Genomic DNA, 26,030 nt, shown 5'->3' on the forward strand with positions numbered 1-26,030 from the left:
CGGTGCGGGTGGTCCGGGTGGCGGTCCCCGGCGGGGGCGCCCCCGGACCGGTCACGGTCAGGCGGTCCCGAACTCCTCCGCCATCACCGCCCGCAACCGCAACGTCGTCCCCAACCGCTGGAACGCCTCCGCCCAGTAGCCACCGGCCCCGGGTGACGCGTCCTCCGGTTCGTCCGGTATCGCCAGCAGGGCGTCGAGGCGGCCCGCCTCGGCCGGGTCGAGGCAGCGTTCGGCCAGGCCCATCACCCCGCTGAAGCTCCACGGGTAATTCCCCGCGTCCCGCGCGATGTTGAGCGCGTCGACCACCGCCCGGCCCAGCGGCGGTGCCCACGGCACCGCGCACACCCCGAGCAGCTGGAACGCCTCGGACAGACCGTGCGCCGCGATGAACCCGGCCACCCACTCGGCCCGTTCGTCCGTCGGCAGGGTGCCGAGCAGTTTGGCCCGCTCGGCAAGGGAGACCGCGCCCGGACCGCCCGCCTCGGGCGCCGACGGCACCCCCAGCAACGCCCGTGACCAGTCGGCGTCCCGTTGCCGAACGGCCGCCCGGCACCAGGCCCCGTGCAGTTCGCTCAGCCAGTCGTCGGCCACCGGCAGCGCGACGATCTGCGCCGGCGTACGGCCGCCCAGCCGCGCCGGCCAGGTGGCGAGCGGGGTGGCCTCCACCAACTGGCCGAACCACCACGACCGTTCCCCCCGGCCGGACGGCGCCTTGGGCGCCACGCCGTCACGTTCCATGGCCGCGTCGCACTCGTGCGGCGCCTCCACGACGAGCGTCGGGGTGTCGCGCGTGTGGTCGACGGCCACGCACGCCGCGGCCCGCACCGCCATCCGTGCGGCGAGAGCCGAGCCCGGCAGCGCCGACAGCAACTTGGCCGCCGTGGCCCGGACGTTGCGGCTGCGGTCGGCCAGGGCCTCTTCCAGGAACGGCTCGTCCCGGGGGCCGAGGCCGGCGCGCAGCGAGTCGAGGAACATCAGCCGGTCCTCCGCGCGCTCCGTGGGCCAGGTGGCCGCGAGCATCTCGCGGGCGGCGTCGGGATCGCGGGCCCGGATCGCCGCCAGGAGAGCGACCCGCTCGGCGAACAGGCCCTCCTGCCAGAGCCGCTCGATCCGGCCGGTCTCCTCAGGGCCCGGCGGGGACGCGCCCGCGCCCGGAGTCGCGCGCAGCGCGAACCGCCAGTCCGGGTTGAAGCGCGCCAGCCACAGGGCGCGCGGCCCCGCGAACTCCAGTGCCGCCGGGCGCAGGTCCGTGCGTCCGCGGGCCGCGTCGAGCAGCGCGGGCAGGGCTTCGGCGGGCGCGGCGAAACCACGGGTGTTCGCCGTGGCCAGCCACTGGGGCAGCAGTTCCATGAGGTCGGGCGCGGTGCCCCTGCGGCCGCCTCCGCCGGTGCCGGGGCGGCCGGCCAGCAGCAGGGCGAGTCTGCGGGCCGCGGCGGCGGGCAGCGCCGGGCGCGGGTCCTCGGGGGCAGGCTCCGGCCGGGGCGCGGCCCGGCCGGGGCGCAGACCGGCCCGGCGCCGTACGGTCTCGGCGGCCGACGCGTCCAGGAGGGCCGCCGGCGCGCTCCGGCCGGGGGCCGCTCCGGGGGGCGGACGGCGGTCCGTGCCGAGGAGGGCCGCGGTGACCAGCTCCTCCCAGGCGGGCGGTGGGGCGGCGGGGGCCGGGGTGCCGTTCATGAGGTCTCCTTCCGTCCCACGGGGTGGCCCTCTGCCGGATGCTGCGGGGCGGACACGCCGCCCGGGGCGGGGGCGCTTCGGGGGGTGGAGAAGTCACCCTGGACCAAGGTGCCTCGTGGGGTGGGCGGGTCAATCGGGGCGGAGGTGCTTGTGCTTGGTGAGGAGGGCGTGTCCCTCGGGGCGACGTCGCTCGGAGTGAAGGTGCGTCTCGACGTGAGTGTGGCGCCCGGCGGCAAGACGCGTGCGTTTCGTGAGGCGGGTGTGTCAGTCGGCGCGAAGGTGCTTCGTGAGGTGGGCGTGGCGTCCGGCTTCGACGCGGACGGCGTGGACGGGGCTCGTCGGGTCAGCACAGCCGCACCGCCTCTCCGGGGCCCGTCGGCCAGGCCGTCAGGGGGGTGAAACCGCGGTGGCCGCATTCGCCGAAGACCCTGACGGGGGCGCCACCGGAGAGCGCGACCAGGCGCCACAGTCCGGGACGGGACGCCGCGGCCGGGGTGAGCGGGAGGGCGGTGTCCCCCTCGGCGTCCGCCAGTTGCCAGCGGTCACCGTCGGGGGTCGGTAGGACGTCGCGCAGGGTGACCGGGACGGAGTCCAGCCAGGGGTCGTCGCGGAGGGCCGCGCCGTAGCGGGCGGTTGCCTCGGCCGTCGTCACGCCAGGCGGCCGGATGCTCGTGGGCGCCGGTGGGGCGAACTGCTCGCCCAGGGCCGCCCGTGGCTGCCCGGTGCCCGGGTAGGCGGTCACCTCCGCGTCCACGGCCAGCCCGACCGGCAGGGCGATCTCGGGTGCGCGGCCGGCGGCGCCGTAGGAGAGCAGGAGGGCCGTGCGGCCGGAGGTCGCGCCGTGGAGCCAGATACGGCGGGTCGTCAGTTTCGTGTCCGACGTGTCGTGCTGGGCGAGGACCAGCCAGTCGTCGCGCAGGGGCGGGCCGCCCGGAGAGGCGAGCAGGCCGACGCGGGTGCGGACCGTCGCCGCCAGGGCCTCCGGCAGGCGCTCGCGGTGCAGCCAGCCCTGGTCGAGGAGGTGGAGCAGCGCGCACTCCTCCAGCAGGCGCACCGGCCAGCCGGGACCGGACGACGGGATCGCCCCCAACTCCCGCACGCGTGCGGCCAGTCCGGGTGCCTGGGCGTCGACCATGCGGGCCGCCGTCTCCTCCCACATCCCGTACCCCGCCTGCTCGGCCGTGGCCAGGCCGGAGCGCAGGAGGTCGGCCAGCCGCTGTTCCAGCTCCGTCACCCCCGCCGTGATCCGTTCGGCGCGGCGCCGCGCTCTGCGGCGGGCCGCCTCCGGGTCGGCGGTGCCGGAACCCCCCGCCTCCGCCTCCCGTTTCTCGTGCGTGCGCCCGCGCCGTCCCGCGATCCACTCCTCGGCCCAGTCCGGCGCCCGGCCCGTCGCCACCACCGCCTCCCCGCCCGACCACAGCAACAACAGCCCGAGCACGTGCTTGCACGGGAATGTGCGGCTGGGACAACTGCACGTGTACGCCGGTCCCGACGCGTCCGCGACATCGACCACCGTCCGGTACGGCTCGCTGCCGCTGCCCTTGCACAGCCCCCACACCGCCCCCTCGTCGGAACTCCCCGTCCCGGACCACGGACCGGCCGCGCCGAGCTTGCTTCCCGCCTTGCGTGACGCGGCGTCAGGCGCCAGTGCCAGCACCTGGTCCGCGGTCCAGCGCACCCCCTGCTGAGTCATGCCATCGAAGGTAGATCCACCCACTGACAATCGGCCTCGCTAGGACATCTTCGCAGGTCAGAACGGATTGTCAGTGCCGTGGTGCACGGTGGACACCAGATCCGAACCGGCCGAGCTGGAGGGGACCTCAGCCATGTCTGTGTCCGTCGACCCGACGTTCGTGGAACCGAGTCAGAAGCAGTCGACCGAGGCGCTGCGGCCGCACGCCGAGGACGCCTTCGCCGGCGAACTCGCCGCGCTGGCCGCGCAGGACGACCGTCCGCGCCCGGCCCGCTGGAAGCTGTCGCCGTGGGCGGTCGCCACGTATCTCCTCGGCGGCACCCTGCCGGACGGCACCGTGATCACACCGAAGTACGTCGGCCCGCGCCGCATCGTCGAGGTCGCCGTCACCACGCTCGCCACCGACCGGGCCCTGCTCCTGCTCGGCGTGCCCGGCACCGCCAAGACCTGGGTCTCCGAGCACCTCGCCGCGGCCGTCAGCGGCGACTCCACCCTGCTGGTGCAGGGCACGGCGGGCACCCCGGAGGAGGCGATCCGCTACGGCTGGAACTACGCCCAGCTCCTCGCGCACGGGCCGAGCCGGGACGCGCTCGTGCCCAGCCCGGTCATGCGGGCCATGGCGGAGGGGATGACGGCGCGCGTCGAGGAGCTGACCCGCATTCCGGCCGACGTGCAGGACAGCCTCATCACCATCCTGTCGGAGAAGACGCTGCCGATACCGGAGCTGGGGCAGGAGGTGCAGGCCGTCCGCGGCTTCAACCTGATCGCCACGGCCAACGACCGCGACCGCGGGGTCAACGAGCTGTCCAGCGCCCTGCGCCGCAGGTTCAACACGGTGGTGCTGCCGCTGCCGGCAAGCGTCGAGGCGGAGGTGGACATCGTCGCCCGGCGCGTCGACCAGATCGGCCGCTCCCTGGAGTTGCCGACCGGGTCCGACGGCATCGACGAGATCCGCCGCGTGGTGACCGTCTTCCGCGAGCTGCGCGACGGGGTCACCTCCGACGGGCGCACGAAGGTGAAGTCGCCGAGCGGCACCCTGTCGACGGCGGAGGCGATCTCCGTCGTCACCAACGGGCTCGCGCTCGCGGCGCACTTCGGGGACGGCGTGCTGCGGCCCGGTGACGTCGCCGCGGGCATCCTCGGCGCCGTCGTCCGCGACCCGGCCGCCGACCGGGTCGTCTGGCAGGAGTACCTCGAGGCGGTGGTCCGCGAGCGGGACGGCTGGACGGACTTCTACCGCGCCTGCCGGGAGGTGAGCGCGTGACCGGGGCCGGGGACAACGGGGTGCGGTCCATGCCGGTGGGCCGGCGCGGGGCGGCCCGGTGCGCACGGCCGGGGGACGACGACACGACGTGGACCCGTAGGCGAAGGGGGACGGGATGAGGGGCGGGGTGGGCGCCGGGGGCGCGGACACCGAGGCCGTGGGCGCCGGGCAGCAGGGGAGCCGGGCGGCCGGGGCGGGGGTGCCCGGGGCCGGGAGCCCGAGGGCGGTCGCGGGGTGGGGCTGTGGTGACGGGACTGCCGGGGGGCGGGTGGGCGGTCGAGAGCCTGTCGCGGGGCGGGCTGGCGGCCAGGGGGCTGCTGGGGAGCAGGTCGGCGGGCCGGAGCCCGGCGAGGGGACGGCCGGCGGTGGAAGGGAGGTCGAGGGGCGGCCGGACGGGCGGCGGCGCGCCGTGGGGCAGGGGGATGGTGACGGCCGGCCCCTGTTGCTCGGGGTGCGGCATCACGGGCCGGGGTCGGCCCGGGCCGTACGGGGGGCGTTGGAGGCGGCGCGGCCGCGCGTCGTGCTGATCGAGGGGCCGCCGGAGGCCGACGCGCTGGTTCCGCTGGCCGCCGACGAGGACATGCGGCCGCCGGTCGCGCTCCTCGCCCACGCCGTGGACGAGCCCGGGCGGTCGGCGTTCTGGCCGATGGCCGAGTTCTCACCGGAGTGGGTCGCCATCCGGTGGGCCCTGGAGCACGCGGTCCCGGTCCGCTTCATCGACCTGCCGGCCACGCACACCCTCGCGTGGGACAAGACGGAGCCGTCGGCCGACCGCCTGCGGGTCGATCCCCTCGCCGCGCTCGCCGACGCCGCCGGGCACGACGACCCCGAGCGCTGGTGGGAGGACGTCGTCGAGCACCGGGGAGCCGGCGGGAGGGACCCGCTCGCGCCCTTCGCCGCGCTCGAGGAGGCCATGGGTGTCCTGCGGGAGACCTACGGCGACGCGGGCAGCGACCGTGACCCCGTCCGGGAGGCGTACATGCGGCTCCAGGTGCGGGCCGCACAGCGCGATTTCGGCGAGGCGGGCGTGGCCGTGGTGTGCGGGGCCTGGCACGTGCCCGCCCTGCGGCGCAGGACCACCGTCGCCGCCGACCGGGCGCTGCTCAGGGGGCTGCCCAAGGTCAGGACCGACCTGACGTGGGTGCCGTGGACGTACCGCAGGCTGGCGCGGGCCGGGGGCTACGGCGCGGGGATCGAGTCGCCCGGCTGGTACGGGCACCTGTTCGCCGCGCCGGACCGGCCGGTCGAGCGATGGCTGGCCAAGGTGGCGGGGCTGCTGCGCGGGGAGGACCGGATCGTGTCCTCGGCGCATGTCATCGAGGCGGTACGGCTGGCCGAGACGCTCGCCGTGCTGCGCGGCCGGCCGCTGCCCGGGCTGAGCGAGACGACGGACGCCGTGCGGGCGGTGCTGTGCGAGGGATCGGACGTGCCGCTGGCGCTCGTGCACGACCGGCTGGTCGTCGGGGACGTGCTGGGGGAGGTTCCGGTCACCGCCCCCGCGGTGCCGTTGCAGCGGGACCTCGACCGGCTGCAGCGCCGGCTGCGGCTCAAGCCGGAGGCGTCGGAGCGGGAGATGGAGCTCGACCTGCGCAAGGAGAACGACGCCGAGCGCAGCAGACTGCTGCACCGGCTGCGGCTGCTGCGCGTCGAGTGGGGTGAGCCGGCGGTCTCGCGGGGCAGCACCGGCACGTTCCGGGAGACGTGGCGACTGCGCTGGGAGCCGGAGTTGTCCGTACGGGTGGCCGAGGCCGGGGTGTGGGGGACGACCGTGCTCGCCGCCGCGACCGCGAAGGCGGAGGCGGACGCCGTCGGTGCGGGCAGCCTCGCCGACGTGACCGCGCTCGCTGAGCGCTGCCTCCTGGCCGGCCTGCCGGAGGCCCTGCCGACGGTGATGCATGTCCTCGCCGACCGGGCGGCGCTCGACGCGGACGTCGGTCATCTCGCCCAGGCACTGCCCGCGCTGGTCCGTTCCCTGCGCTACGGCGACGTGCGCGGCACCGACACCGGCGCGCTGACCGACGTCGCCGTGGGCCTCGCCGAACGCGTCTTCGTCGGCCTGCCGCCGGCCTGCACCGCGCTGGACGCCGAGGCGGCCGAGCAGATGCGCGGCCATGTCGACGCGGTGCACGGGGCCGTGGGCTTGTTGGAGGAGGCGCTCTCGCAGGGAGGGGGCCCCGGGGACCCGGGGGATCCGCGGGACCAGGGGGGCGACGGGGACCGGCGGATCCAAAGGGGCGACCCCGGAGCGGGTGAGCGCGAGACCGCGGAAGAAGAACGCGGCCCCTACGGCACCGGCGCATCGCGCCACGGCGACCTGCGGGGCCGCTGGCGGGGCGTGTTGCGGGTGTTGTCCGTGCGGGACTCCGTGTCCGGAGTCATCCGGGGGCGGGCGGTACGCCTGTTGCTGGACGAGGGGGAGGTGCAGGGTGATGACGCGGCACGGCTCATGGGGCTCGCTCTGTCACCGGGGACGCCGCCGGGGGAGGCGGCCGCCTGGATCGAGGGCTTCGTCGGCGGCGGCTCGGGGGGAGGACTGCTCCTCGTGCACGACGAGCGGCTGCTCGCCCTGGTCGACGGGTGGCTGACCGGAGTGCCGGCGGAGGCGTTCACGGACGTCCTGCCACTGCTGCGGCGGACGTTCTCGGCGTACGAGGCGGGGGTGCGCAGGACGCTCGGGGAGTTGGTGCGGCGCGGACCGGGGGAGCGGGGGAGCGCGGTGGGGACGGACGCCGGCAGACCCGGTTTCGCGGCCGGACTCGACGCGGGGCGCGCGGACGCCGTTCAGCCTGTGGTGCGGCTGCTGCTGGGACTCGACCAGGACGGCGACCGACGGCCCGACAGCCGGCCGGGGCCTGACGGCGAGCGACGGCCGGATGGCACGCAAGGGGCCGACGGCGAGCTACGGCCCGACAGCCGGCCAGGGCCCGACGATTCGCAAGGGCCCGACGGACATGCGTGGGACGGCAGCGATCTGCGGGACGGCAACGGCCTGCTGGGGGTGGGCGGATGACGAGCGAGGCGGGCGGGACCAGGATGACCGGCACGGCCGGGGCCGCCGGGACCACCGGGGTGACCAGAGCCGCCGGGACTATCGGCGCCACCACCGGCAGCACTGACGCCACCAGCAGCACTGACGCCACTGGGACGACCGGCGCCACTGGGACGACCGGCGTCACCGGGATGACCGGGGTCACCGGGGCCGGCGTCACCGGCTCGACCGGTGCCAACGGGATGACCGGAGCCGCCGGGACTACCGGCACCACGAGAGCGACCGGCACCACCAGGGCGACTGGCACCACGAGAGCGACCGGCACCATAAGGGCGACTGGCACCACGAGAGCGACCGGCACCACCAGGGCGACTGGCACCACGAGAGCGACCGGCACCACCAGGGCGATCGGCGCCACGGGAGCCGTTGGAACGGCCGGAGCCGCTGGCACAGCCGGGGCCGCCGGGGCGGCCGGGGTGACGGGCCCGGGTCAGGAGCGGCTGAGGCGGTGGCGGCTCGTGCTCGGCGGGGACGAGGCGGACGGCACCGGGTACGCGTTGTCCGGGCGGGACGCGGCCATGGACGGGACGCTCGCCGCGCTCTACGGGAAGCGGGACGGAGCGCGGACGGGACGGGACCGTTCGGCGGGGCTGGGGGCGTCGGCGCCGTCCGTGGCGCGCTGGCTCGGGGACATCCGGACGTACTTCCCCTCCTCCGTGGTCCAGGTCATGCAGCGGGACGCCATCGACCGGCTCGGGCTGGCCACGCTGCTGCTGGAGCCGGAGATGCTGGAGGCGGTCGAGGCCGACGTGCACCTGGTCGGCACGCTGCTCTCGCTCAACAAGGCGATGCCGGAGACGACGAGGGAGACGGCACGGGCGGTCGTGCGCAGGGTCGTCGACGACCTGGAGAAGCGGCTGGCCACCCGCACCCGGGCCACCCTCACCGGCGCCCTCGACCGCAGCGCGCGTGTCTCCCGCCCCCGCCACCACGACATCGACTGGAACCGCACGGTCGCCGCCAACCTCAAGCACTACCTCCCCGAGTACCGCACGGTCGTGCCGGAGCGGCTCGTCGGGTACGGCCGGGCGTCGCAGTCCGTGAAGAAGGAGGTGATCCTCTGCATCGACCAGTCCGGGTCGATGGCGGCGTCCGTCGTCTACGCCTCGGTGTTCGGGGCGGTGCTGGCCTCGATGCGGTCGATCAGCACCCGGCTCGTCGTCTTCGACACGGCGGTCGTCGACCTCACCGACCAGCTCGACGACCCGGTGGACGTCCTGTTCGGCACCCAGCTCGGCGGCGGTACGGACATCAACCGGGCGCTGACCTACTGCCAGTCGCTGATTACCCGGCCAGCGGAGACGGTGGTCGTGCTGATCAGCGACCTCTACGAGGGAGGCATACGGAACGAGATGCTGAAGCGGGTCGCGGCGATGAAGGCGTCAGGCGTGCAGTTCGTCACGCTGCTGGCGTTGTCGGACGAAGGAGCGCCCGCTTACGACCGGGACCACGCTGCCGCGCTCGCGGCACTCGGCGCGCCGGCGTTCGCCTGCACGCCCGATCTCTTCCCGGAGGTGATGGCCGCAGCGATCGAGAAACGTCCGTTGCCCGTCCCGGACAAGGAGTAGCGACAGGCCCAGGGACGTATGCCACGGGCGGATGCCACGGACGGATGGCAGAGACGGATGCCCCGGACGGAGGACAGCGACGGATGACAGGGGGACGGATCACCATGACGAGGGTCGGGTGACGGGGACGGGACGGACACCTCGGCTGTAAACGGGACATGACTACCCATCGGTAACGGGGGGCTTGCGCGACCTCGGCACTGCCGTGCAAGGATCGACGCCTGGCTTCGCCCCGTTCGTCGCACTGAAGGATCCCCCTCTTGGCCCGGCCCGCCGCTCTCTTCCGAGCCGCTCTGCGCGTCCTGCGCACGGCGGCCGGGCGGCGTGCGCTGCAAGGCGCGCTAGTGGTGGGCGGGTTGTTCACCCTAGGGGTCCTTTTCGGCGGGCAGGCGCAGGCGGCGGACCGAACGTCGGTGCCGGCACCGGCATCTGCACCCTCCTCCGCGCCGCCCTCCGCACCTCCCTCTGCACTGTCATCTGCCCTGACAGCGACATCCCTGTCCGGGGCGTCGGCGTCGGTGTCGAGGGCCGTGTCAGCGTCGGTCCCGGTCCCGGTCCCGGTCTCAGCCTCGGCCTCGGCGTCGACGGCGACCGCCACCCCGACCGAGACAGCTGCGTCGATTTCCTCGGCGTCCTCGCCCACCTCGCCCACCTCCGCATCCTCGGCTCCGTCGTACCCCGAAGCCCCCGCGCTCCCCGTCGGCGGCAAGGTTCTGCGGTCGGCCGGTGATGTCGTGGCGGCGGTGACCGAGACGCTGGGCGGGACGCGGTCGGACGTGCCGTCAGGGTCGTCGCCGGGCCTGCCGAGTTTCCCGGCGCTGCCTTCGTGGCCCTCGCTGCCTTCCCTTCCGGGACTGCCGGACGATCCGTACCTGCCGTCCCTGCCCTCCCTGCCGTCCCCGCCGTCCCTGCCCCCGCTTCCAGGGGAGCAGCCGGAGGGGACACTGCCGGCGCCGGTGGCGTCGACGCCCCAGGAGGACTCCGGCGTCACTCCGTCGTCGGACGGTGACGGGCCGGCCGGCTCGGCGGCGGTCACGTCGTCGTACGGGCCCTGGGGCGGAGCGGAACATGCCGAGGCGGTCGTGGCGGCGCACGGTGGTGGACACCGGGCCGGACACGTCACCCACCTGACGCACCTGCCCGCGCACCGGGCCCCCGCGGGTGGCCCCGGCGGCGTGCTGGGCAACGCGCCGGTGGTCGACAGCGGCTCGTCGCGCCACGGCGACGCGCACGCCGTCACGCCGTATCACCGGGTGCCGCTGCGGCTGGTGCCCGGCAGTGCCGTGCGGACCGACGCGTCCGAGACCCAGGACAGGTACCGGGACATCCCCGTCTTCCCCGGCTAGGGCAGACCTCCATCCCTCGTAGACCTGCCGCGCGGGGGCGGAGACAGGTCTGCCCGCCCGCCCGGAGCCCTCCCCCAGCTCCGGCGCCGGGATTGTCCCCAAGCCTTCCGAAGTCTCGGAACCCCTAAGGATCTGACGCACGCATGAACAAGAACATCCGTCGTTCCATCGTCATAGCCGCCGGTGTCACCGGTGCGTGGGCGCTCGGCTCGGCCGCGGCCACCGCCGACGAGCTGCCCGCCTCGTCCCTCTCCCTGCCGGACGCGACCGCCGGGACCGGCGACACGCTCGGTACGGTCACCGGCGCGGTCTCCGAGACCGTCACCGGCGCGGTCTCCGACGTCACCGCCACCGCCTCCGGCACCCTCCGCACCGCCACCGGGACCACCGCCACCGCCGAGGTCACCGGTAAGGCCGCGGACGCCGTGGACCAGGCCCGTGGCGGGGCCGAGGCCCAGGCCGCCGCTCCGAAGGCGTCCAAGATCCGGGGCGCGCAGGCCATCGAGGGCGCCCGGGCGGCGCGGGCCGCCACCGCCGACGTCGAGACGCAGGCAGGGTCCGCCGCGTCCGCGGCCGCGCAGGCCGACGAGGCCGCCGGCACGGTGGCCGCAGCTCTGTCCGGCACGGACACCCCGGCCGTCCCGACGGACGGCACCGCCGTCGACTACCTCTTCGGTCCGCTCGCCGCCTTCGCCCCGGAGCTGGAGAAAGCGCTCGCCGCGGCGCAGACGAAGCTCGCGGGCGTCCAGTCGGCGGCGCGCACGCAGGCGCAGGGCGTAGACGGCGTCGTACGGACGAAGGCCCAGCACGTCGTCGCGGGCGCGGGCCGTACGGCCGCCGGTGTGCAGGGTGCGGTGTCCGGTGCCGAGAGGCGTGCGACCGCCGCGGCTGCCACCGCCACCGCCACGACCACGACCACGGCGGGTGTCGGTGCGACCGTGGCCGGAGCCACCGTCTCCGGCGTTCCGAGCCACGTCCTCGGCATCGTCGAGGCCGTCCCCGGGACGGTCACGCCGGTCGTCGGGGAGACGGCCGCCGCGGTCGTCCCGCCGGTGGCCGGTTCCGCCGTGGACGGAGTGCTGCCCATCGCCACCGACGCGGTGCACGGGGTCACCCCGGTCGCCGGGCGGGCGGTGTCGGGTGTCGCCCCGGCCGCCGGACACGCCGTCGGCGCGGCGACCGCGCTGGCCCGGGGCACCGTGGCCGATGCCGGGACGATCGCGGACGGTGCCGTGCGGGGGCTGGGGCCGGTGGTCGGGGGCGTGGTGGCGGACGTACCGCCGTACGCCACCGGGCTGGTCGGTGAGGTCGCCCAGGACACCACCGCCGCCGTGCTGCCGCCCGTCGCGCACACCGCCGTGCGGGGTGTCGTGCCGGTCGCGGGCCAGGCGGCCGTGGACGCCGGGGCGCTGGCCCATGGCGTCGGCGGTGACGCGGGCTCCTTCACCCAGGGCGTGACCGGCACCGCCCACGGCCTCGTCCACGACGTGACCGGCGCCGCCCAGGGTCTCGCCCCCGGCGTGGCCGGCGCCGCGGGCGGCTTCGCCCACGACGTGACCGGCACCGTCCACGGCTTCGCGTACGACGTGACGACCCCGGTCGGTCCCTTCGCCCAGCAGGTCACGGCCCCCGTCGTCGCCGTCGCCCAGGAGGTGACGGCTCCCGTCGCCCCCTTCGCGCACGGTCTGGCCGGCACCGCCGACGGTTTCGCCCACGACGTCACCGGCACCACCGGCGGCTTCGCCCAGGGCGTCACCGGCACCGTGGACGGCTTCGGGTACGGGCTGACGGCCCCGGTCGCCCCCTTCGCGCAGGACGTGACCGGCGACGTCGACGGCTTCGCGTACGACCTGACCGGCACCGTCGGCGCCACCGCCCAGCCGCTGGCCGGGCACGCCGTCACCGGGGTGGCGGGCGTCGCCGAGGCGATCACACCGCCGTCGGTGCGTGACGCGAGCACGACGGCTGCGCCCTACGGCATCTGACGCCCCACCGCGGGGCCCGCGCCCCCACCCCGGGGCCCGCGCCCCCACGGCGGGGCCCGCGCCCCCACGGCGGGCAGGACCGTCCCCCCCATAAACGGGCAGGACCGCCCCCACCAAACCGCCCCCCAACACCCCCCACGAAACCCAGCCCCACGCCCCCCACGAAACCCGCGGACGCGCACGGCCCCCACTGCGGCAGCAGACCCGCACCCGCCGTCGCCTCCGCACCGCCCAGTCTCCGCGGGGCCGAAGACCCGGACGGCCGAAAGCCGTCGGACACGTCCGGCCGTAGGCCCGGCGGATGGGGGCGGGCCGTCCTCATTGGGGTGAGGACGGCCCGCCCCGAGCCCTTCGACGGGCCGGCTCATGAGCCCCTCCGGGGCCGCTCACGAGCGGCACCGGAGGTGCTCACGGGGTCTCACCGGGTCAACCCCAGCCCGGTGAGACCCCTCACCGGCGGCACGGCGTGCCAGTGAGCCCGGCATCATGTGACAGGTATCACCGCTCATGTGTGACCCGCGATTTAGAGGCCCCCCGCAAGCAGAGATAACCTGCGAGACGGACATGCCGCGCGCTCGGACACCGTGTGCGCTTCCCTTGTGACACATGCGGTCGTCACGTTGCCCTTCGCGGCACGCCCACGCATCCAACGAACCGCGAGATCACTGATAGGGACGGAAGCGCGTGGACCTGTTCGAGTACCAGGCGAGGGACCTCTTCGCCAAGCACGATGTACCGGTGCTGGCCGGTGAAGTCATCGACACGCCTGAGGCGGCGCGCGAGATCACCGAGCGTCTGGGCGGCAAGTCCGTCGTCAAGGCGCAGGTGAAGGTCGGTGGTCGCGGCAAGGCCGGCGGCGTCAAGCTGGCCGCCACCCCGGACGAGGCCGTCGCCCGCGCGACGGACATCCTCGGCATGGACATCAAGGGCCACACGGTCCACAAGGTGATGATCGCCGAGACCGCTCCGGAGATCGTCGAGGAGTACTACGTCTCCTTCCTCCTCGACCGTGCCAACCGCACCTTCCTCTCCATCGCCTCCGTCGAGGGCGGCATGGAGATCGAGGAGGTGGCGGCCACCCGCCCGGAGGCCGTCGCCAAGACCCCGATCGACCCGATCGACGGTGTGGACGAGGCGAAGGCCCGCGAGATCGTCGAGGCCGCGAAGTTCCCGGCCGAGGTCGCCGACAAGGTCGTGAACGTCCTCGTCAAGCTGTGGGACACCTTCATCAAGTCGGACGCCCTCCTCGTCGAGGTCAACCCGCTGGCGAAGGTCGCCTCCGGTGACGTCCTCGCCCTCGACGGCAAGGTGTCGCTCGACGACAACGCCGAGTTCCGCCACCCCGAGTACGAGGAACTCCACGACAAGGCCGCGGCCAACCCCCTCGAGGCCGCCGCCAAGGAGAAGGGCCTCAACTACGTCAAGCTCGACGGCGAGGTCGGCATCATCGGCAACGGCGCGGGCCTGGTCATGTCGACCCTGGACGTCGTCGCGTACGCCGGTGAGAACCACGGCAACGTCAAGCCGGCCAACTTCCTGGACATCGGCGGTGGCGCCTCCGCCCAGGTCATGGCCAACGGCCTGGAGATCATCCTCGGCGACCCGGACGTCAAGTCCGTCTTCGTCAACGTCTTCGGCGGCATCACCGCCTGCGACGAGGTCGCCAACGGCATCGTCCAGGCACTGAAGCTCCTCGAGGACCGCGGCGAGGAAGTCACCAAGCCGCTCGTCGTCCGCCTCGACGGCAACAACGCCGAGCTCGGCCGGCAGATCCTCACCGACGCCAACCACCCGCTGGTCCAGCGCGTCGACACCATGGACGGCGCGGCCGACAAGGCCGCCGAGCTGGCCCACGCCGCCAAGTAAGCACTCAGGACGAGGACACCAACACACCATGGCTATCTGGCTCAACAAGGACAGCAAGGTCATCGTCCAGGGCATGACGGGCGCCACCGGCATGAAGCACACCAAGCTCATGCTCGGTGACGGCACCAACGTCGTGGGCGGCGTGAACCCGCGCAAGGCGGGTCAGACCGTGGACTTCGACGGCACCGAGGTACCCGTCTTCGGCACCGTCAAGGAGGCCATCGAGAAGACCGGCGCCAACGTCTCCGTCATCTTCGTGCCGGAGAAGTTCACCAAGGACGCGGTCGTCGAGGCCATCGACGCGGAGATCCCCCTCGCCGTCGTGATCACCGAGGGCATCGCCGTGCACGACTCGGCGTCGTTCTGGGCGTACGCCGGCAAGAAGGGCAACAAGACCCGGATCATCGGCCCGAACTGCCCCGGCATCATCACGCCCGGCCAGTCCAACGTCGGCATCATCCCGGGCGACATCACGAAGCCGGGCCGCATCGGCCTGGTCTCGAAGTCCGGCACGCTGACGTACCAGATGATGTACGAGCTGCGTGACATCGGCTTCTCGACCGCCGTCGGCATCGGTGGCGACCCGATCATCGGCACCACGCACATCGACGCGCTCGCCGCGTTCGAGGCCGACCCCGAGACCGACCTGATCGTCATGATCGGCGAGATCGGCGGCGACGCCGAGGAGCGGGCCGCGGACTTCATCGCGAAGAACGTGACCAAGCCGGTCGTCGGCTACGTCGCGGGCTTCACCGCGCCCGAGGGCAAGACCATGGGCCACGCCGGCGCCATCGTCTCCGGCTCGTCCGGCACCGCCCAGGCGAAGAAGGAGGCCCTCGAGGCCGCCGGCGTCAAGGTCGGCAAGACGCCGACCGAGACGGCGAAGCTGGCGCGGGAGATCCTCGCCGGCTGAGTCTCCCGGTCCGACACCGGTGGGCCCGTCCCCTCTGCGGGGGCGGGCCCACCGGCGTGTCCGGGGGTGCTCGGCGTGTCCGGGGCCGCCCGGCGTGTCCGGAGCGTGTCCGGTGTGTGCGGGGGCGCACCGTGCGACGACTGCGGCCGGCCCGCCGGAGGCCGGGTGTCACCGTGGTTCCGGCAGGAGCCTCTCCGGGCCGTGGGCCGTCTGCGAGCGCAGCCTCGCCCGCAGGGACAGTTCCGCGGCCGACAGCGGGCCCGGGGCCGCCTTCGGGGGAACTCCCCCCACCGTCGCGCCCGGGGGCACCGGGGGCTCGTACCGGGTGGGGGCGGTGTACAGGGTCAGGGAGATCGCGCCGATGAGGGCGACCGTGAAGGCGATGGCCGCCCGGGTCCAGAAGCGGGCACGGCGTTCGCCGTCCATGCGGACGGCGGGCGGCTTGGCGGCGCGCAGGCGTTCCGCGGAGGCCATCTGCGCCAGGCGGCGGTGCAGTTCCGCGGGGTCGGCGAGGGCGGGGAGGCGGGCGGCGACCGCCTCACGGGCGCGCAGCAGGCGGTTGGCCGCCGCCGGTGTGCTCGCCTCCGTCTCGGCCGCCGTCTCCGGCAGGTCGAGGCCGACCCCGTCGTACAGCACGAGGGTGCGGCGGTGGGGCGGCGGAAGGGCCAGCAGCGCGTCCAGCAGCGCGCGGTCGGCGGCGGAGGCGGGCGGGGGCTCCGGGTCGCGGTAGCGGGGGCGGAACCGGTGCCAGGGGGAGAGGGCGTAGTCGTGCGCCGCGGCCCGGACCCAGCTCGCGGGATCGGGGTCGACGGCCACCTCGGGCCAGCGATGCCAGGCGATCTGGAAGGCCCGCTCCACCGACTCGCGGGCGAGTTCGCGGCGGCCGGTGAGGAGGTAGGCCTGGCGTACGAGGGCGGGGGCGCAGAAGGCGTAGAGGGCGTCGAAGGCCTGAGCGGGGGACAGGTAGGGGGAACGGCGGGGGGAACGGCGGGGCGGGGGCGAGGCGCGTTCGGGTGCGCCGGGTGGCGCGGGGGCGGAGGCGGTCGTGAGGTGCCGCATGCGCTTCTCCGGACGGGCCGTCACCGCCGGTTCTCCCCCCGGCCGCGCCAGTGAGGCCAGCAGGGCCGCGTACGCCTCCCGGGCCCCGCCCTGGGGAGTCCTGCGGCCGGACTCCCACGTGCGCACCAACGCCCGGCTGACGCCCAGTCGCGCGGCCAGCTGAGCCTGCGTCAGCGAGGCCGCCTCCCGCAGGCGTCGGCGTTCCGCGGGCGGGGGGAGCGGGGTGTCGGGGTTGTGTGTCACCGGACACCCCTCCGGACGGAAAAGTACATAAACGTATATTGAGCGACACAGCGGAGCTTCGCCTGTTACGACGGAAAAGCGCGTGTCGTTGGCAGAGTGACGGGCGTGATCCAGATGACCGCTCGCCGACCGCCGTCGTCCCTGCTCACCCTGCTCACCCGGATGCGCGGCCCTTCGCCCGGACTGGGTTCCAGCCTCCTGGGCGGGGTGCTGGCGGCCGGGCTGGGGCTCGCTTCGTTCGCCGTGCTCGTCATGGTGATGTGGATCAGTTCGCCTTACCCCGACAGCGGCCCGGGGGGCGCGCTGCATGTCGCCGCCGCGCTCTGGCTGCTGGCCCACGGGGCGGAACTGGTGCGCACCGACACGTTGTCCGGGGTGCCGGCACCGGTCGGTGTCACGCCGCTGCTGCTGCTCGCCCTGCCGATGTGGCTGCTGCACCGGGCCGCGCGGGACGCGGTGTACGGCGGGAAGGAGGACGCTCCGCTGGTGGGCGTGCGGACGGCCTGGGCGGGGGTCGTGGTCGGGTATCTCGCCGTCGGCGTGGGGGCCGCGGTCCATGCGGCGGGGGGTGTGCTGCGGCCCTCGTGGGGGTGGACGGCTGTGTGTCTGCCGGTCGTCGCGGTGACGGCGGCCGGGGCCGGGGTGTGGACGGCGTACGGGCGGCCGCGCGGGCCCGGCGGCGGCGCGCTGCTGGTGCTGCCGCGGTGGGCGCGGCAGCTGGTCCTCGGCGCGCAGGGGCCGGAGTGGGCGGGGGCGGGGGCGCGGGCGGCGGCGGCCGGGGCGGCGGTGCTCGTCGGGGGCGGGGCGTTGCTGGTGGGGGTGTCCTCCCTGTGGCATCTGTGGGTGGCGCGGGAGGCGTTCCTGCACCTGACGGAGGGGTGGTCGGGCCGGTTCGCGGTGATGCTGCTGTGTGCCGCGCTCGTGCCCAATGCGGCGGTGTGGGGGGCGTCGTACGCGCTGGGCCCGGGGTTCGTGCTCGGCGCCGGGCATGTCGTGGGGCCGCTGGCGTCGGACCCGGCGCCGTTGTTGCCACCGTTTCCGCTGCTCGCGGCGGTGCCGGAAGCGGGTGCCGGGGGGCCGTGGAACTGGGCGGCCGGGGCGGTGCCGGTGGCGGCCGGCGTGGCGCTGGGCGCGTTCGTGGGGCGGGTGTCCGTGCGGCGGTCACCGTGGTGGGCCGTGGGGGTGGTGCTGCTCGCGGCGCTGCTGTGCGGCGGTCTGATGGGGGTGCTCGGGGAACTCGCGGGCGGCCCGTTGGGCGTGGCGGCGCTGGCCCGGTTCGGGCCGGTGGGCTGGCAGGTGGGGCTGGCTGCCGCGGCGTGGGCGGTGGCGGTGGGGGTGCCGGCGGTGCTGGCGGTCCGGGGGTGGCTGCGCCGGAGACCCGCAGGGGCGGAGCGGGAGGGCGTCGTCCCGGTGCCCCTGCCCGCGCCCGTGCAGGCACCCCCGGAGGACGACTTCGGATCCGAGCCGTACGACTTCGCGCGGGTGGAGGCCGAGGAGGCCACGAAGGCGGTGTGGTACCGCGACGAGGCGCGCGAGACCCGCTGGGCGGTCCTGCGGGAGGCGGCGGACCACGGCAAGGCGAACGAAGGGCAGGCGAACGAGGGGCAGGGGAACGAAGGAGAGGGGAACGAAGGGGAGGGGAACGAAGGGCAGGGGAACGACGCGAAGACCCCGGACGGCGACGGGGGTCAGGGCGGCGGGGAACCGAGGGAACGGGAACCGGGGTCGCGATGACCGGCGCGATGACCGGCGGTGGCTCACCGTCCCCGCCGGGCCCCGTCACCGACCCGCGCCGGACCGGGCTCTCGGCTCAGCCCTCCGGTACCCGCTCTCGCCCGTCACCGCCGGCTCAGCCCTCCGGTACCGGCTCGCGCCCGTCACTACCGGCTCAGCCGGCTCAGCCCTCCCGTACCGGCTCCCAGCCTCCGGTACCGGCCCCGGCCCTCAGCCCTCCACTCCCAGGACCCCTCGCAGCTCCTTCGGCAGCAGCTCGCTGCACGACTGCTTCGCCTCGTTCGTCAGCGCGTCGCTCGTGCACGTGTAGTAGTCCCGGTAGACCAGCTGGGCGGTGAAGGTCACCGCCACCAGGACCAGGGCCAGGGACGCCGTGACCAGGCCGCTGACGGCGGCGGTCGTCTGAGGGCGGCCGGTGGGCTCGGGGGCGGGCGGGCTGTCCGGGTCCGGGGTGCGGGGCTTGGCGCGCAGGGCGCTGATGCCCCAGTTGAGGGCCAGGGCGCCGAGCAGCAGGGCCACGTACGGCCAGCCGAAGAGGGCGAAGAAGAAGGCCCACATGCCGCACAGCAGCGCGTACCGGGCGCGACGCTGGGCGGGGTCCGTCGGGTCCCAGCGCGGCGGAGTCGGTCCGGGGCCGCCGGGGCCGCCGGGGCCGTTCTCCGGGCCGCCGCCGGGGCGCTCGCCGAACCCGCCGGGCTGGCGGCCTGGCTGCCGGTCGCTCCACTGGCTGCCCCAGGGGGAGCCGTCGCCACGGCCACCGCCGGAACCGCTGTCACCGGGGGACGGGTGACGGGGCTGCCACGGACGGTCGGGGGCCCCCTCGGGGGGCGGCGCGAAGGGGTTGTCGTCCCGCTGGTCGTCCCGCTCGTCGCCGTTCTCGCGGCCGGAGGGCGCGTCGGGCGGGGAGGCTGGGCGCTCCCGCAGCAGCACGGCGCCGCGCTCCCCTCCCTGCGGTGACTGCGGGGGGAGCGTGAGGAGTCGCAGACTGCGGTCCGGCATCAAATGAGCGTCTTCCCCTAAGTGATCACGGCGGTGATTCAACGGATACGGCTGTCTGGTGCGAGCGGTTGCTACGAGAACGCTCCGCGCAACGACCGCGTTCCCGACCCCGCTCGCCCCAGACGCTACCTTCCGGCCACGCCCCCGTCCCGTGGGGGCCGTCCGGTGTGCCGGTATCGTTGCTGACGGTCGGCCGCTTCGTAGACTTCCCCGTATCCCGGGGCGCGAAGCATTCGTATGAATGTACAAGCGGTGTGCGAGCGTGGTGCTAGGGCGCCGGCCGACGTAACAGAACGCTTCCCCGAGAAAGGGCCCCGCCGTGGCCGCCAAGCCCGTGGCCGAGCCGGTCAAGCGCCTCGTCGTGCTGGTCTCCGGATCCGGTACGAACCTTCAGGCGCTGCTGGACGAGATCGCCGCCACCGGAGCCGAGACCTACGGCGCCGAGGTCGTGGCCGTCGGCGCCGACCGCGAGGGCGTCGAGGGGCTCGCGCGGGCCGAGCGCGCCGGGATCCCCATCTTCGTGCGGAAGGTCAAGGACTACGGCACGCGTGAGGAGTGGGACGCGGCCCTCGCCGAGGCCGTCGCCGCCCACGAGCCCGACCTCGTCGTGTCCGCAGGGTTCATGAAGATCGTGGGCAAGGAGTTCCTGGCGCGGTTCGGCGGACGGTTCGTCAACACCCACCCCGCCCTGCTCCCCAGTTTTCCCGGTGCCCACGGCGTCCGTGACGCCCTCGCGTACGGCGCCAAGGTCACCGGCTGCACCGTCCACTTCGTCGACGACGGCGTCGACACCGGTCCGATCATCGCCCAGGGCGTGGTGGAGGTCCGGGACGAGGACGACGAGAGCGCACTGCACGAGCGCATCAAGGAAGTCGAGCGAAGGCTGCTCGTCGAGGTCGTGGGGCGGCTCGCCCGCAACGGCTATCGCATTGAGGGACGAAAGGTAGTTATCCAGTGACCGCCGACAGCACTGTCACGGCCGAGAGCACCCAGCGGGCCATCCGTCGCGCGCTCGTCAGCGTTTACGACAAGACCGGGCTCGAGGAGCTCGCGCGCGGGCTGCACGAGGCCGGTGTCCAGCTCGTCTCCACCGGCTCCACCGCCTCCCGCATCGCCGCCGCCGGCGTCCCCGTCACCAAGGTCGAGGAGCTCACCGGCTTCCCCGAGTGCCTGGACGGCCGCGTCAAGACCCTGCACCCCAAGGTCCACGCCGGGATCCTCGCCGACCTGCGGCTCCCCGAGCACCAGCGGCAGCTGGAGGAGCTCGGTGTCGAGCCGTTCGACCTCGTCGTCGTGAACCTCTACCCGTTCCGCGAGACCGTCGCCTCCGGCGCCTCGCCCGACGAGTGCGTCGAGCAGATCGACATCGGCGGTCCGTCCATGGTGCGCGCCGCCGCCAAGAACCACCCCTCGGTCGCCGTCGTCACCAGCCCCGAGCGCTACGGCGACGTCCTCGCCGCGGTCGAGGCCGGCGGCTTCGACCTGGCCACCCGCAAGCGCCTGGCCGCCGAGGCCTTCCAGCACACGGCCGCCTACGACGTGGCCGTCGCCTCCTGGTTCGCCTCCTCCTACGCCCCCGTCGACGAGTCGGGCTTCCCCGACTTCCTCGGCGCCACCTGGGAGCGCAAGAACACCCTCCGCTACGGCGAGAACCCCCACCAGCCCGCCGCCCTCTACGTGGACGGCACGGGCGGCGGCCTCGCCGAGGCCGAGCAGCTGCACGGCAAGGAGATGTCGTACAACAACTACACGGACACGGACGCCGCGCGCCGTGCCGCGTACGACCACGACGAGCCGGCCGTCGCGATCATCAAGCACGCGAACCCCTGTGGCATCGCGATCGGCGCGGACGTCGCCGAGGCGCACCGCAAGGCGCACGCCTGCGACCCGCTGTCGGCGTTCGGCGGCGTGATCGCCGTGAACCGGCCGGTCAGCAAGGAGATGGCGGAGCAGGTCGCCGAGATCTTCACCGAGGTCATCGTCGCGCCCGACTACGAGGACGGCGCCCTGGAGGCCCTCGCCAAGAAGAAGAACATCCGCGTGCTGAAGGCTCCGGGTGCCCCCGCCAACCCCGTCGAGGTCAAGCCCGTCGACGGCGGCGCGCTGCTCCAGGTCACCGACCGGCTCCAGGCCGACGGCGACGACCCCGCCACCTGGACCCTGGCCACCGGTGAGCCGCTCTCCGCCGACGAGCTGCGGGAGCTGGCCTTCGCCTGGAAGGCCTGCCGGGCCGTGAAGTCGAACGCGATCCTGCTCGCCAAAAACGGCGCCTCCGTAGGCGTCGGCATGGGCCAGGTCAACCGGGTCGACTCCTGCAAGCTCGCGGTGGAGCGGGCCGGCGAGGAGCGGGCCCGCGGCTCGTACGCCGCGTCGGACGCCTTCTTCCCGTTCCCGGACAACATCGACGTCCTCGGCGCGGCCGGGGTCAAGGCCATCGTCCAGCCCGGCGGCTCGGTCCGTGACGAGCTGGTCGTCGAGGCCGCGCGGAAGGCCGGCATCACGATGTACTTCACCGGGACCCGGCACTTCTTCCACTGAGCCACCCCGCCGACAGCGCAGGGCCGTGCCCCTTCCCCCTTCGGGGACGGGGCACGGCCCTGCTGTCGTGCGGGCGGGATCAGTGGCGCGGGCGGCGGAACCAGTCCGCGCTGACCCGTTTCGCGCAGAAGACGATCGCCACGACGGCGACCGCCATGAGGAGCAGGCCGAGACCCCAGTACGCGAGCATGAAGATGCCGGTGACGATCGCGAACGAGGCGTAGACGATCGAGCACACCCGCACCGCGTTGCCGCCCTTGGCGTACTGCAGCACCAGCACCACGCCGAGGACGGCGTACACACTGGCCAGGCAGAGGAAGAAAACGACGACGCCCTTGCCGAGGTCCGCCCACCTCTCCGCCTCCGCGTCGCCGGTGACGCCCGCCTCCTCCATCACCCTGTCCCACTGCGTCAGGTAGTAGAGGTACGACCCGGCGATGACGCCGTGGGCCAGGGCGATCACACCGACCAGGATCTGCGCGACCCGGGTCAGCCGCGGCATCTCCACCGGCCCGCCCGGATAGCCGCCCTGGAACTGCGGATCCCCACCCGGGTACTGCGGGTACGGCTGCTGCGGATAGGGCTGGTGCGGGTGCGGCTGCTGCGGGTACGGCGGGCCCTGCGGCGCGCCGTAGCCCTGCGGGGGCGCGCCCGGCGGCGGACCCTGCTGCGGGTAGCCGTATCCCGGGCCGGCCGGGGGCTGCGGGGGCGCCGGGGGCTGCTGGGGCGGCGGCCCGTAGGGGTTGTGCGGCTCGCCGAAACTCATGGCGGTCCTTCCTCCGTTGGGTTCGAGTGCGGGGACGACGCGCGGCACGGTGCGGAGGAAGTGTGTGTACAGATGCGGTCCGTCCCCCCGGTACTGCCCGCGGCACTGTGCGCCAATCGTTCTTCAGTGGCCGGTTTGTTGTCCAGCCGCTTTCGGCACGAAGTTGTGCAGGTGCAATCCCGCCGGTCGCACCCGGAACGGGCATCGGGCCGGGCCGGGCGGGGGCCTCGGCGCCGGGGTCACCCGGATTGGAACCGGGAGGCCGTCATCCGGGAGGATGGGTCCATGACCGCCCAGATTCTCGATGGCAAGGCCACCGCAGCCGAGATCAAGTCGGATCTGACCGCCCGCGTGGCGGCGCTGAAGGAGAAGGGCGTCACGCCCGGCCTCGGCACGATCCTCGTCGGGGACGACCCCGGCAGTCAGAAGTACGTCGCCGGCAAGCACCGCGACTGCGCGGAGGTCGGCATCGCCTCCCTCCAGCGCGAGCTGCCCGGCACGGCCACGCAGGAGGAGATCGAGGCGGTCGTACGCGAGCTGAACGAGGATCCCGCCTGCACCGGTTACATCGTCCAGCTGCCGCTGCCCAAGGGCATCGACGAGAACCGCGTCCTGGAACTGATGGACCCGGACAAGGACGCCGACGGCCTCCACCCGATGAACCTCGGCCGGCTCGTGCTCAACGAACCCGCGCCGCTGCCCTGCACTCCCAACGGCGTGCTGACGCTGCTGCGCCGCCACGGCGTCGAGATCAAGGGCGCCGAGGTCGTCGTCGTCGGCCGGGGCGTGACCATCGGCCGCCCGATGCCGCTGCTGCTGACCCGGCGCAGCGAGAACGCCACGGTGACCCAGTGCCACACGGGCACCCGGGACCTCTCCGCGCACCTGAAGCGGGCGGACATCGTCGTCGCCGCCGCCGGTTCGGCCCATCTGATCCGGGCCGAGGACATCAAGCCGGGCGCGGCCGTCCTCGACGTCGGCGTCTCGCGCAGCGCGGAGGGGAAGATCGTGGGCGACGTCCACCCGGACGTCCGCGAGGTCGCCGGCTGGATCTCCCCCAACCCGGGCGGGGTCGGCCCGATGACCCGCGCGCAACTGCTCGTCAACGTGGTCGAGGCGGCGGAGCGCAGTGTCGGCTGAGCCCCGGGAGATCCCCGGCGAGAGCGAGGAGATCGAGGTACGCGACCCGGTCAGCGCGCCCGACGTCGACGGGGTGCCGCGCCGCGCCACGCGCCGCTTCCCGCTGTTCACCCGGGACACCGCGCGTCCCGAGGGCGGCGGCCGGGCCGCGCCCGGTGACGCCCCGGCGCCCGCCCGCCAGTGGCCGGTGCTCGCCGTCCTGGGCGTGGTCGCGCTCGGCCTGCTGCTGACCGCGTTGGACCAGTTCCGGATCGGCACCATCCTGATCGGCGCCGGCCTGCTCGCCGGCGCGGTCCTGCGCTGGCTGCTGCCCGGCGTCGGCCTGCTCGCCGTCCGCTCCCGCTTCACCGACATAGCGACCTACGGCGTGCTGGGCGCCGCGATCGTCCTGCTGGCGCTGATGGCCCAGCCGGACCCGTGGCTGCAGATCCCGTTCCTGAAGGACACCCTGCACTTCACGGTCGACAGCTGACCGCACGGCACGACCGGCGGCCCGTCCTCTCCCCCGAGCCAGGACGGGCCGCCGACGCGTTCCACGCTCCCGCACGGCCGACGGCCTGTTCAACGGCTGTCCGCCCGCTGTGGCACAGCGGTGACCGTTCCGCCACCGTGTACGCGCCCGGCCACAGTCCCCGCCCGCCCGGGAACCGGCCGCCCGCCGGACGTCGTCCCCCGAACGGGCGAAGGGGAGGACCGAAGGGAAGCCGAGTGATGGGGACGTGGCAGCCGCTGCCGGACGACCTGCCGTCGGAGGTACGGCACTTCGTGGAGCAGCTGCGGCAGCTGAAGGACACCACGGGCCTCAGCCTGGCCGCGCTCGGCGCCCGCACCGCGTACAGCAAGTCCTCCTGGCAGCGCTACCTCAACGCCGTCCAGCCGCCGCCCCGGCAGGCCGTCGCCGCGCTGTGCCGGGTCGCGGGCCTGGCGGGCGCGGACGCCGAACGCCACGGCGTGCGCTGGGAACTGGCCGTCGAGGCCTGGCCCAGGCCCGCGCCACCGCCCCCGACGGCCGCGGCGGATTCGGGGTCGACGGGGGCCGCCGAGGACTACGAGGACGACCCCACGCTCCCCTGGTGGGACCGTCCGGAGGAACCACCACCGCACCGGCCCGCCGGACGGCGGCTCCTGCTCTGCGCGGTCCTGCTGCTGCTCCTCCTGCTGGCCGCCGCGGTCGGGGCGGCCGTGGCGTCCGGCTGAGCGCTAACGTGGCCGAAGGGGACGCGGCGGAGGAAGGGGGGATCGATGCCTCGCTGGAAGGACCTGCCGGACGAACTCGACCCGCGGGTCGGGGAGTTCGCCGGTCAACTGCGCCAGGTCGTGGACCGCGCCGGCCTCACCCTCGCGCAGCTCGCCGACCGCACGCACTACGGCAGGGCGTCCTGGGAGCGGTACCTCAACGGCCGGCTCCTCGCCCCCAAGGGCGCGGTCGTCGCCCTCGCCGAGGTCACCGGCACCGACCCCGCCTCCCTGGTCACCCTGTGGGAACTGGCCGAGCGTGCCTGGAGCCGCGCGGAACTCCGGCACGACCTGGCGTCGGAGGCCGTACGCCTCTCCCGCGCGCGGACGGTGACGGCCCCCGGGCCCGGCGTCGCGGGCGCCGCGGGCGGGTCCCCGACGCTGCCGCCGGTGCCGGGGGACCCCGGCGGGGCTCCCCCGGAGGAGGCCGGTCCGCCCGTGCGCCGCCACGCGCGGCGACCGGCGCTGTTCCTCGCCGGCGTGGTCGGCGTGGTGATCGCCGCCTGGGGCGCCTTCCTCCTCACCGACGGCGGCACCCCGAGGGAGAGCCGGACCGCCGCCGAGCCCTCCCCGTCCGCCACCCCCGGCCCTTCGCTGCCGCCCGGCGTGCTGTGCGGCGGCGTCGACTGCACCGGCCAGGACGCGGAGCGGATGGGGTGCGGCGGCGACCTCGTGACCACCGCCGCGAGCGTGACCGTCGGCACGACCCTCCTCGAGGTCCGCTACAGCAGCACGTGCGGCGCGGCCTGGGGCCGGATCACCGGGGCCGGTAGGGGCGACATGGTCCGGGTGACGGCGGGGGCGGTCCGCCACAGCGGTGACATCACGACCGCCGGCGACACGATCGCGTACACCCCGATGGTCGCGGTGAGGGAACCGGGGGAGGCGCGGGCCTGCGCGGTGCTGGCGTCGGGACGGCAGGGCTGCACGCCGTGACGAGCGGGGCCGTGCGCCCTG

19 protein-coding genes are annotated in these 26,030 nt (G+C 74.6%); 14 read left to right on the forward strand and 5 right to left on the reverse strand.

The features are described 5' to 3' along the window. Positions 1-57: 57 nt before the first annotated feature. Together ACIBBD_RS33880 and ACIBBD_RS33885 are read right to left on the reverse strand one after the other, a co-directional pair. Positions 58-1,674: a DUF5691 domain-containing protein gene (locus ACIBBD_RS33880; protein ID WP_399423410.1), complete on the reverse strand. Its 1,617-nt coding sequence runs from the start codon at positions 1,672-1,674 to the stop codon at positions 58-60. Positions 1,675-2,017: 343 nt separating this feature from the next. After that, positions 2,018-3,367 carry an SWIM zinc finger family protein gene (locus ACIBBD_RS33885; RefSeq protein ID WP_399423411.1) on the reverse strand — a complete coding sequence of 450 codons (1,350 nt, stop codon included), beginning with the start codon at positions 3,365-3,367 and terminating at the stop codon, positions 2,018-2,020. Between the two features lie 133 nt (positions 3,368-3,500). Between ACIBBD_RS33885 and ACIBBD_RS33890 the strand changes: the two genes are divergently transcribed. The 7 genes from ACIBBD_RS33890 (at position 3,501) to sucD (ending at position 15,358) form a co-directional block, all read left to right on the forward strand. Next, positions 3,501-4,631: an AAA family ATPase gene (locus ACIBBD_RS33890; RefSeq protein WP_399423412.1), complete on the forward strand. Its 1,131-nt coding sequence runs from the start codon at positions 3,501-3,503 to the stop codon at positions 4,629-4,631. 115 nt (positions 4,632-4,746) lie between these two features. Further along, positions 4,747-7,641: a DUF5682 family protein gene (locus tag ACIBBD_RS33895; RefSeq protein ID WP_399423413.1), complete on the forward strand. Its 2,895-nt coding sequence runs from the start codon at positions 4,747-4,749 to the stop codon at positions 7,639-7,641. Positions 7,642-8,096: 455 nt separating this feature from the next. Then, positions 8,097-9,248, forward strand: coding sequence for a VWA domain-containing protein (locus tag ACIBBD_RS33900; protein WP_399423414.1), 1,152 nt, complete (start codon positions 8,097-8,099; stop codon positions 9,246-9,248). A 956-nt stretch (positions 9,249-10,204) separates the two neighbouring features. Then, positions 10,205-10,594 carry a hypothetical protein gene (locus ACIBBD_RS33905; RefSeq protein ID WP_399423415.1) on the forward strand — a complete coding sequence of 130 codons (390 nt, stop codon included), beginning with the start codon at positions 10,205-10,207 and terminating at the stop codon, positions 10,592-10,594. Between the two features lie 143 nt (positions 10,595-10,737). Continuing rightward, positions 10,738-12,579, forward strand: coding sequence for a hypothetical protein (locus tag ACIBBD_RS33910; protein WP_399423416.1), 1,842 nt, complete (start codon positions 10,738-10,740; stop codon positions 12,577-12,579). A gap of 684 nt (positions 12,580-13,263) precedes the next feature. Further along, positions 13,264-14,445, forward strand: coding sequence for an ADP-forming succinate--CoA ligase subunit beta (gene sucC, locus ACIBBD_RS33915; RefSeq protein WP_399423417.1), 1,182 nt, complete (start codon positions 13,264-13,266; stop codon positions 14,443-14,445). Between the two features lie 28 nt (positions 14,446-14,473). Then, entirely contained in the window at positions 14,474-15,358 is an 885-nt protein-coding gene (gene sucD / locus ACIBBD_RS33920; protein ID WP_324939438.1) for a succinate--CoA ligase subunit alpha, read from the forward strand. Between the two features lie 168 nt (positions 15,359-15,526). On the opposite strand, the gene ACIBBD_RS33925 is transcribed toward sucD, so the two are convergent. Further along, the gene (locus ACIBBD_RS33925) at positions 15,527-16,660 is read right to left on the reverse strand and encodes a sigma factor-like helix-turn-helix DNA-binding protein (RefSeq protein WP_399423418.1); all 1,134 of its coding nucleotides are present in this window, start codon (positions 16,658-16,660) and stop codon (positions 15,527-15,529) included. A gap of 114 nt (positions 16,661-16,774) precedes the next feature. Here ACIBBD_RS33925 and ACIBBD_RS33930 point away from each other — a divergent pair, with 114 nt between their 5' ends. Then, positions 16,775-18,394, forward strand: a complete 1,620-nt coding sequence (locus ACIBBD_RS33930) for a DUF6350 family protein (RefSeq protein WP_399423483.1) — start codon at positions 16,775-16,777, stop codon at positions 18,392-18,394. A gap of 210 nt (positions 18,395-18,604) precedes the next feature. Here the strand turns inward: ACIBBD_RS33930 and ACIBBD_RS33935 are convergent, their stop codons facing one another. Then, entirely contained in the window at positions 18,605-19,393 is a 789-nt protein-coding gene (locus ACIBBD_RS33935) for a hypothetical protein (RefSeq protein WP_399423419.1), read from the reverse strand. A gap of 319 nt (positions 19,394-19,712) precedes the next feature. Between ACIBBD_RS33935 and purN the strand changes: the two genes are divergently transcribed. Continuing rightward, positions 19,713-20,351: a phosphoribosylglycinamide formyltransferase gene (gene purN, locus ACIBBD_RS33940; protein ID WP_399423420.1), complete on the forward strand. Its 639-nt coding sequence runs from the start codon at positions 19,713-19,715 to the stop codon at positions 20,349-20,351. Beyond that, entirely contained in the window at positions 20,348-21,931 is a 1,584-nt protein-coding gene (gene purH, locus ACIBBD_RS33945; RefSeq protein WP_399423421.1) for a bifunctional phosphoribosylaminoimidazolecarboxamide formyltransferase/IMP cyclohydrolase, read from the forward strand. Before purN ends, purH begins: the two co-directional genes overlap by 4 nt. A 79-nt stretch (positions 21,932-22,010) precedes the next feature. Here the strand turns inward: purH and ACIBBD_RS33950 are convergent, their stop codons facing one another. Then, positions 22,011-22,697: a hypothetical protein gene (locus ACIBBD_RS33950; protein ID WP_399423422.1), complete on the reverse strand. Its 687-nt coding sequence runs from the start codon at positions 22,695-22,697 to the stop codon at positions 22,011-22,013. 285 nt (positions 22,698-22,982) lie between these two features. On the opposite strand from ACIBBD_RS33950, the gene ACIBBD_RS33955 reads away from it, so the two are divergent. The 4 genes from ACIBBD_RS33955 to ACIBBD_RS33970 all read left to right on the forward strand — a co-directional run bounded on the left by ACIBBD_RS33955 (position 22,983) and on the right by ACIBBD_RS33970 (position 26,009). Further along, on the forward strand, positions 22,983-23,837 hold the full coding sequence (locus ACIBBD_RS33955) for a bifunctional methylenetetrahydrofolate dehydrogenase/methenyltetrahydrofolate cyclohydrolase (RefSeq protein WP_399423423.1): 855 nt from the start codon (positions 22,983-22,985) through the stop codon (positions 23,835-23,837). Further along, entirely contained in the window at positions 23,827-24,309 is a 483-nt protein-coding gene (locus ACIBBD_RS33960; RefSeq protein ID WP_399423424.1) for a DUF3017 domain-containing protein, read from the forward strand. The genes ACIBBD_RS33955 and ACIBBD_RS33960 overlap by 11 nt, the downstream gene beginning before the upstream one ends. A gap of 239 nt (positions 24,310-24,548) precedes the next feature. After that, positions 24,549-25,034 (forward strand): helix-turn-helix domain-containing protein, encoded by a 486-nt coding sequence (locus ACIBBD_RS33965; protein ID WP_399423425.1) that lies wholly within the window; start codon positions 24,549-24,551, stop codon positions 25,032-25,034. Between the two features lie 45 nt (positions 25,035-25,079). Beyond that, positions 25,080-26,009: a helix-turn-helix domain-containing protein gene (locus ACIBBD_RS33970; RefSeq protein WP_399423426.1), complete on the forward strand. Its 930-nt coding sequence runs from the start codon at positions 25,080-25,082 to the stop codon at positions 26,007-26,009. Positions 26,010-26,030: the final 21 nt, after the last annotated feature.

The sequence above is a fragment of the Streptomyces sp. NPDC051315 genome, from assembly GCF_044455165.1.
Classification (GTDB): Bacteria; Actinomycetota; Actinomycetes; order Streptomycetales; family Streptomycetaceae; genus Streptomyces.

Bases quoted from the DNA above. Each gene is read 5' to 3' on its own strand.
- ACIBBD_RS33880 (WP_399423410.1), bottom strand. From the start codon at position 1,674: ATGAACGGCACCCCGGCCCCCGCCGCCCCACCGCCCGCCTGGGAGGAG.
- ACIBBD_RS33885 (WP_399423411.1), bottom strand. From the start codon at position 3,367: ATGACTCAGCAGGGGGTGCGCTGGACCGCGGACCAGGTGCTGGCACTG.
- ACIBBD_RS33890 (WP_399423412.1), top strand. From the start codon at position 3,501: ATGTCTGTGTCCGTCGACCCGACGTTCGTGGAACCGAGTCAGAAGCAG.
- ACIBBD_RS33895 (WP_399423413.1), top strand. From the start codon at position 4,747: ATGAGGGGCGGGGTGGGCGCCGGGGGCGCGGACACCGAGGCCGTGGGC.
- ACIBBD_RS33910 (WP_399423416.1), top strand. From the start codon at position 10,738: ATGAACAAGAACATCCGTCGTTCCATCGTCATAGCCGCCGGTGTCACC.
- sucD (WP_324939438.1), top strand. From the start codon at position 14,474: ATGGCTATCTGGCTCAACAAGGACAGCAAGGTCATCGTCCAGGGCATG.
- ACIBBD_RS33930 (WP_399423483.1), top strand. From the start codon at position 16,775: ATGACCGCTCGCCGACCGCCGTCGTCCCTGCTCACCCTGCTCACCCGG.
- ACIBBD_RS33935 (WP_399423419.1), bottom strand. From the start codon at position 19,393: ATGCCGGACCGCAGTCTGCGACTCCTCACGCTCCCCCCGCAGTCACCG.
- ACIBBD_RS33950 (WP_399423422.1), bottom strand. From the start codon at position 22,697: ATGAGTTTCGGCGAGCCGCACAACCCCTACGGGCCGCCGCCCCAGCAG.
- ACIBBD_RS33955 (WP_399423423.1), top strand. From the start codon at position 22,983: ATGACCGCCCAGATTCTCGATGGCAAGGCCACCGCAGCCGAGATCAAG.
- ACIBBD_RS33965 (WP_399423425.1), top strand. From the start codon at position 24,549: ATGGGGACGTGGCAGCCGCTGCCGGACGACCTGCCGTCGGAGGTACGG.
- ACIBBD_RS33970 (WP_399423426.1), top strand. From the start codon at position 25,080: ATGCCTCGCTGGAAGGACCTGCCGGACGAACTCGACCCGCGGGTCGGG.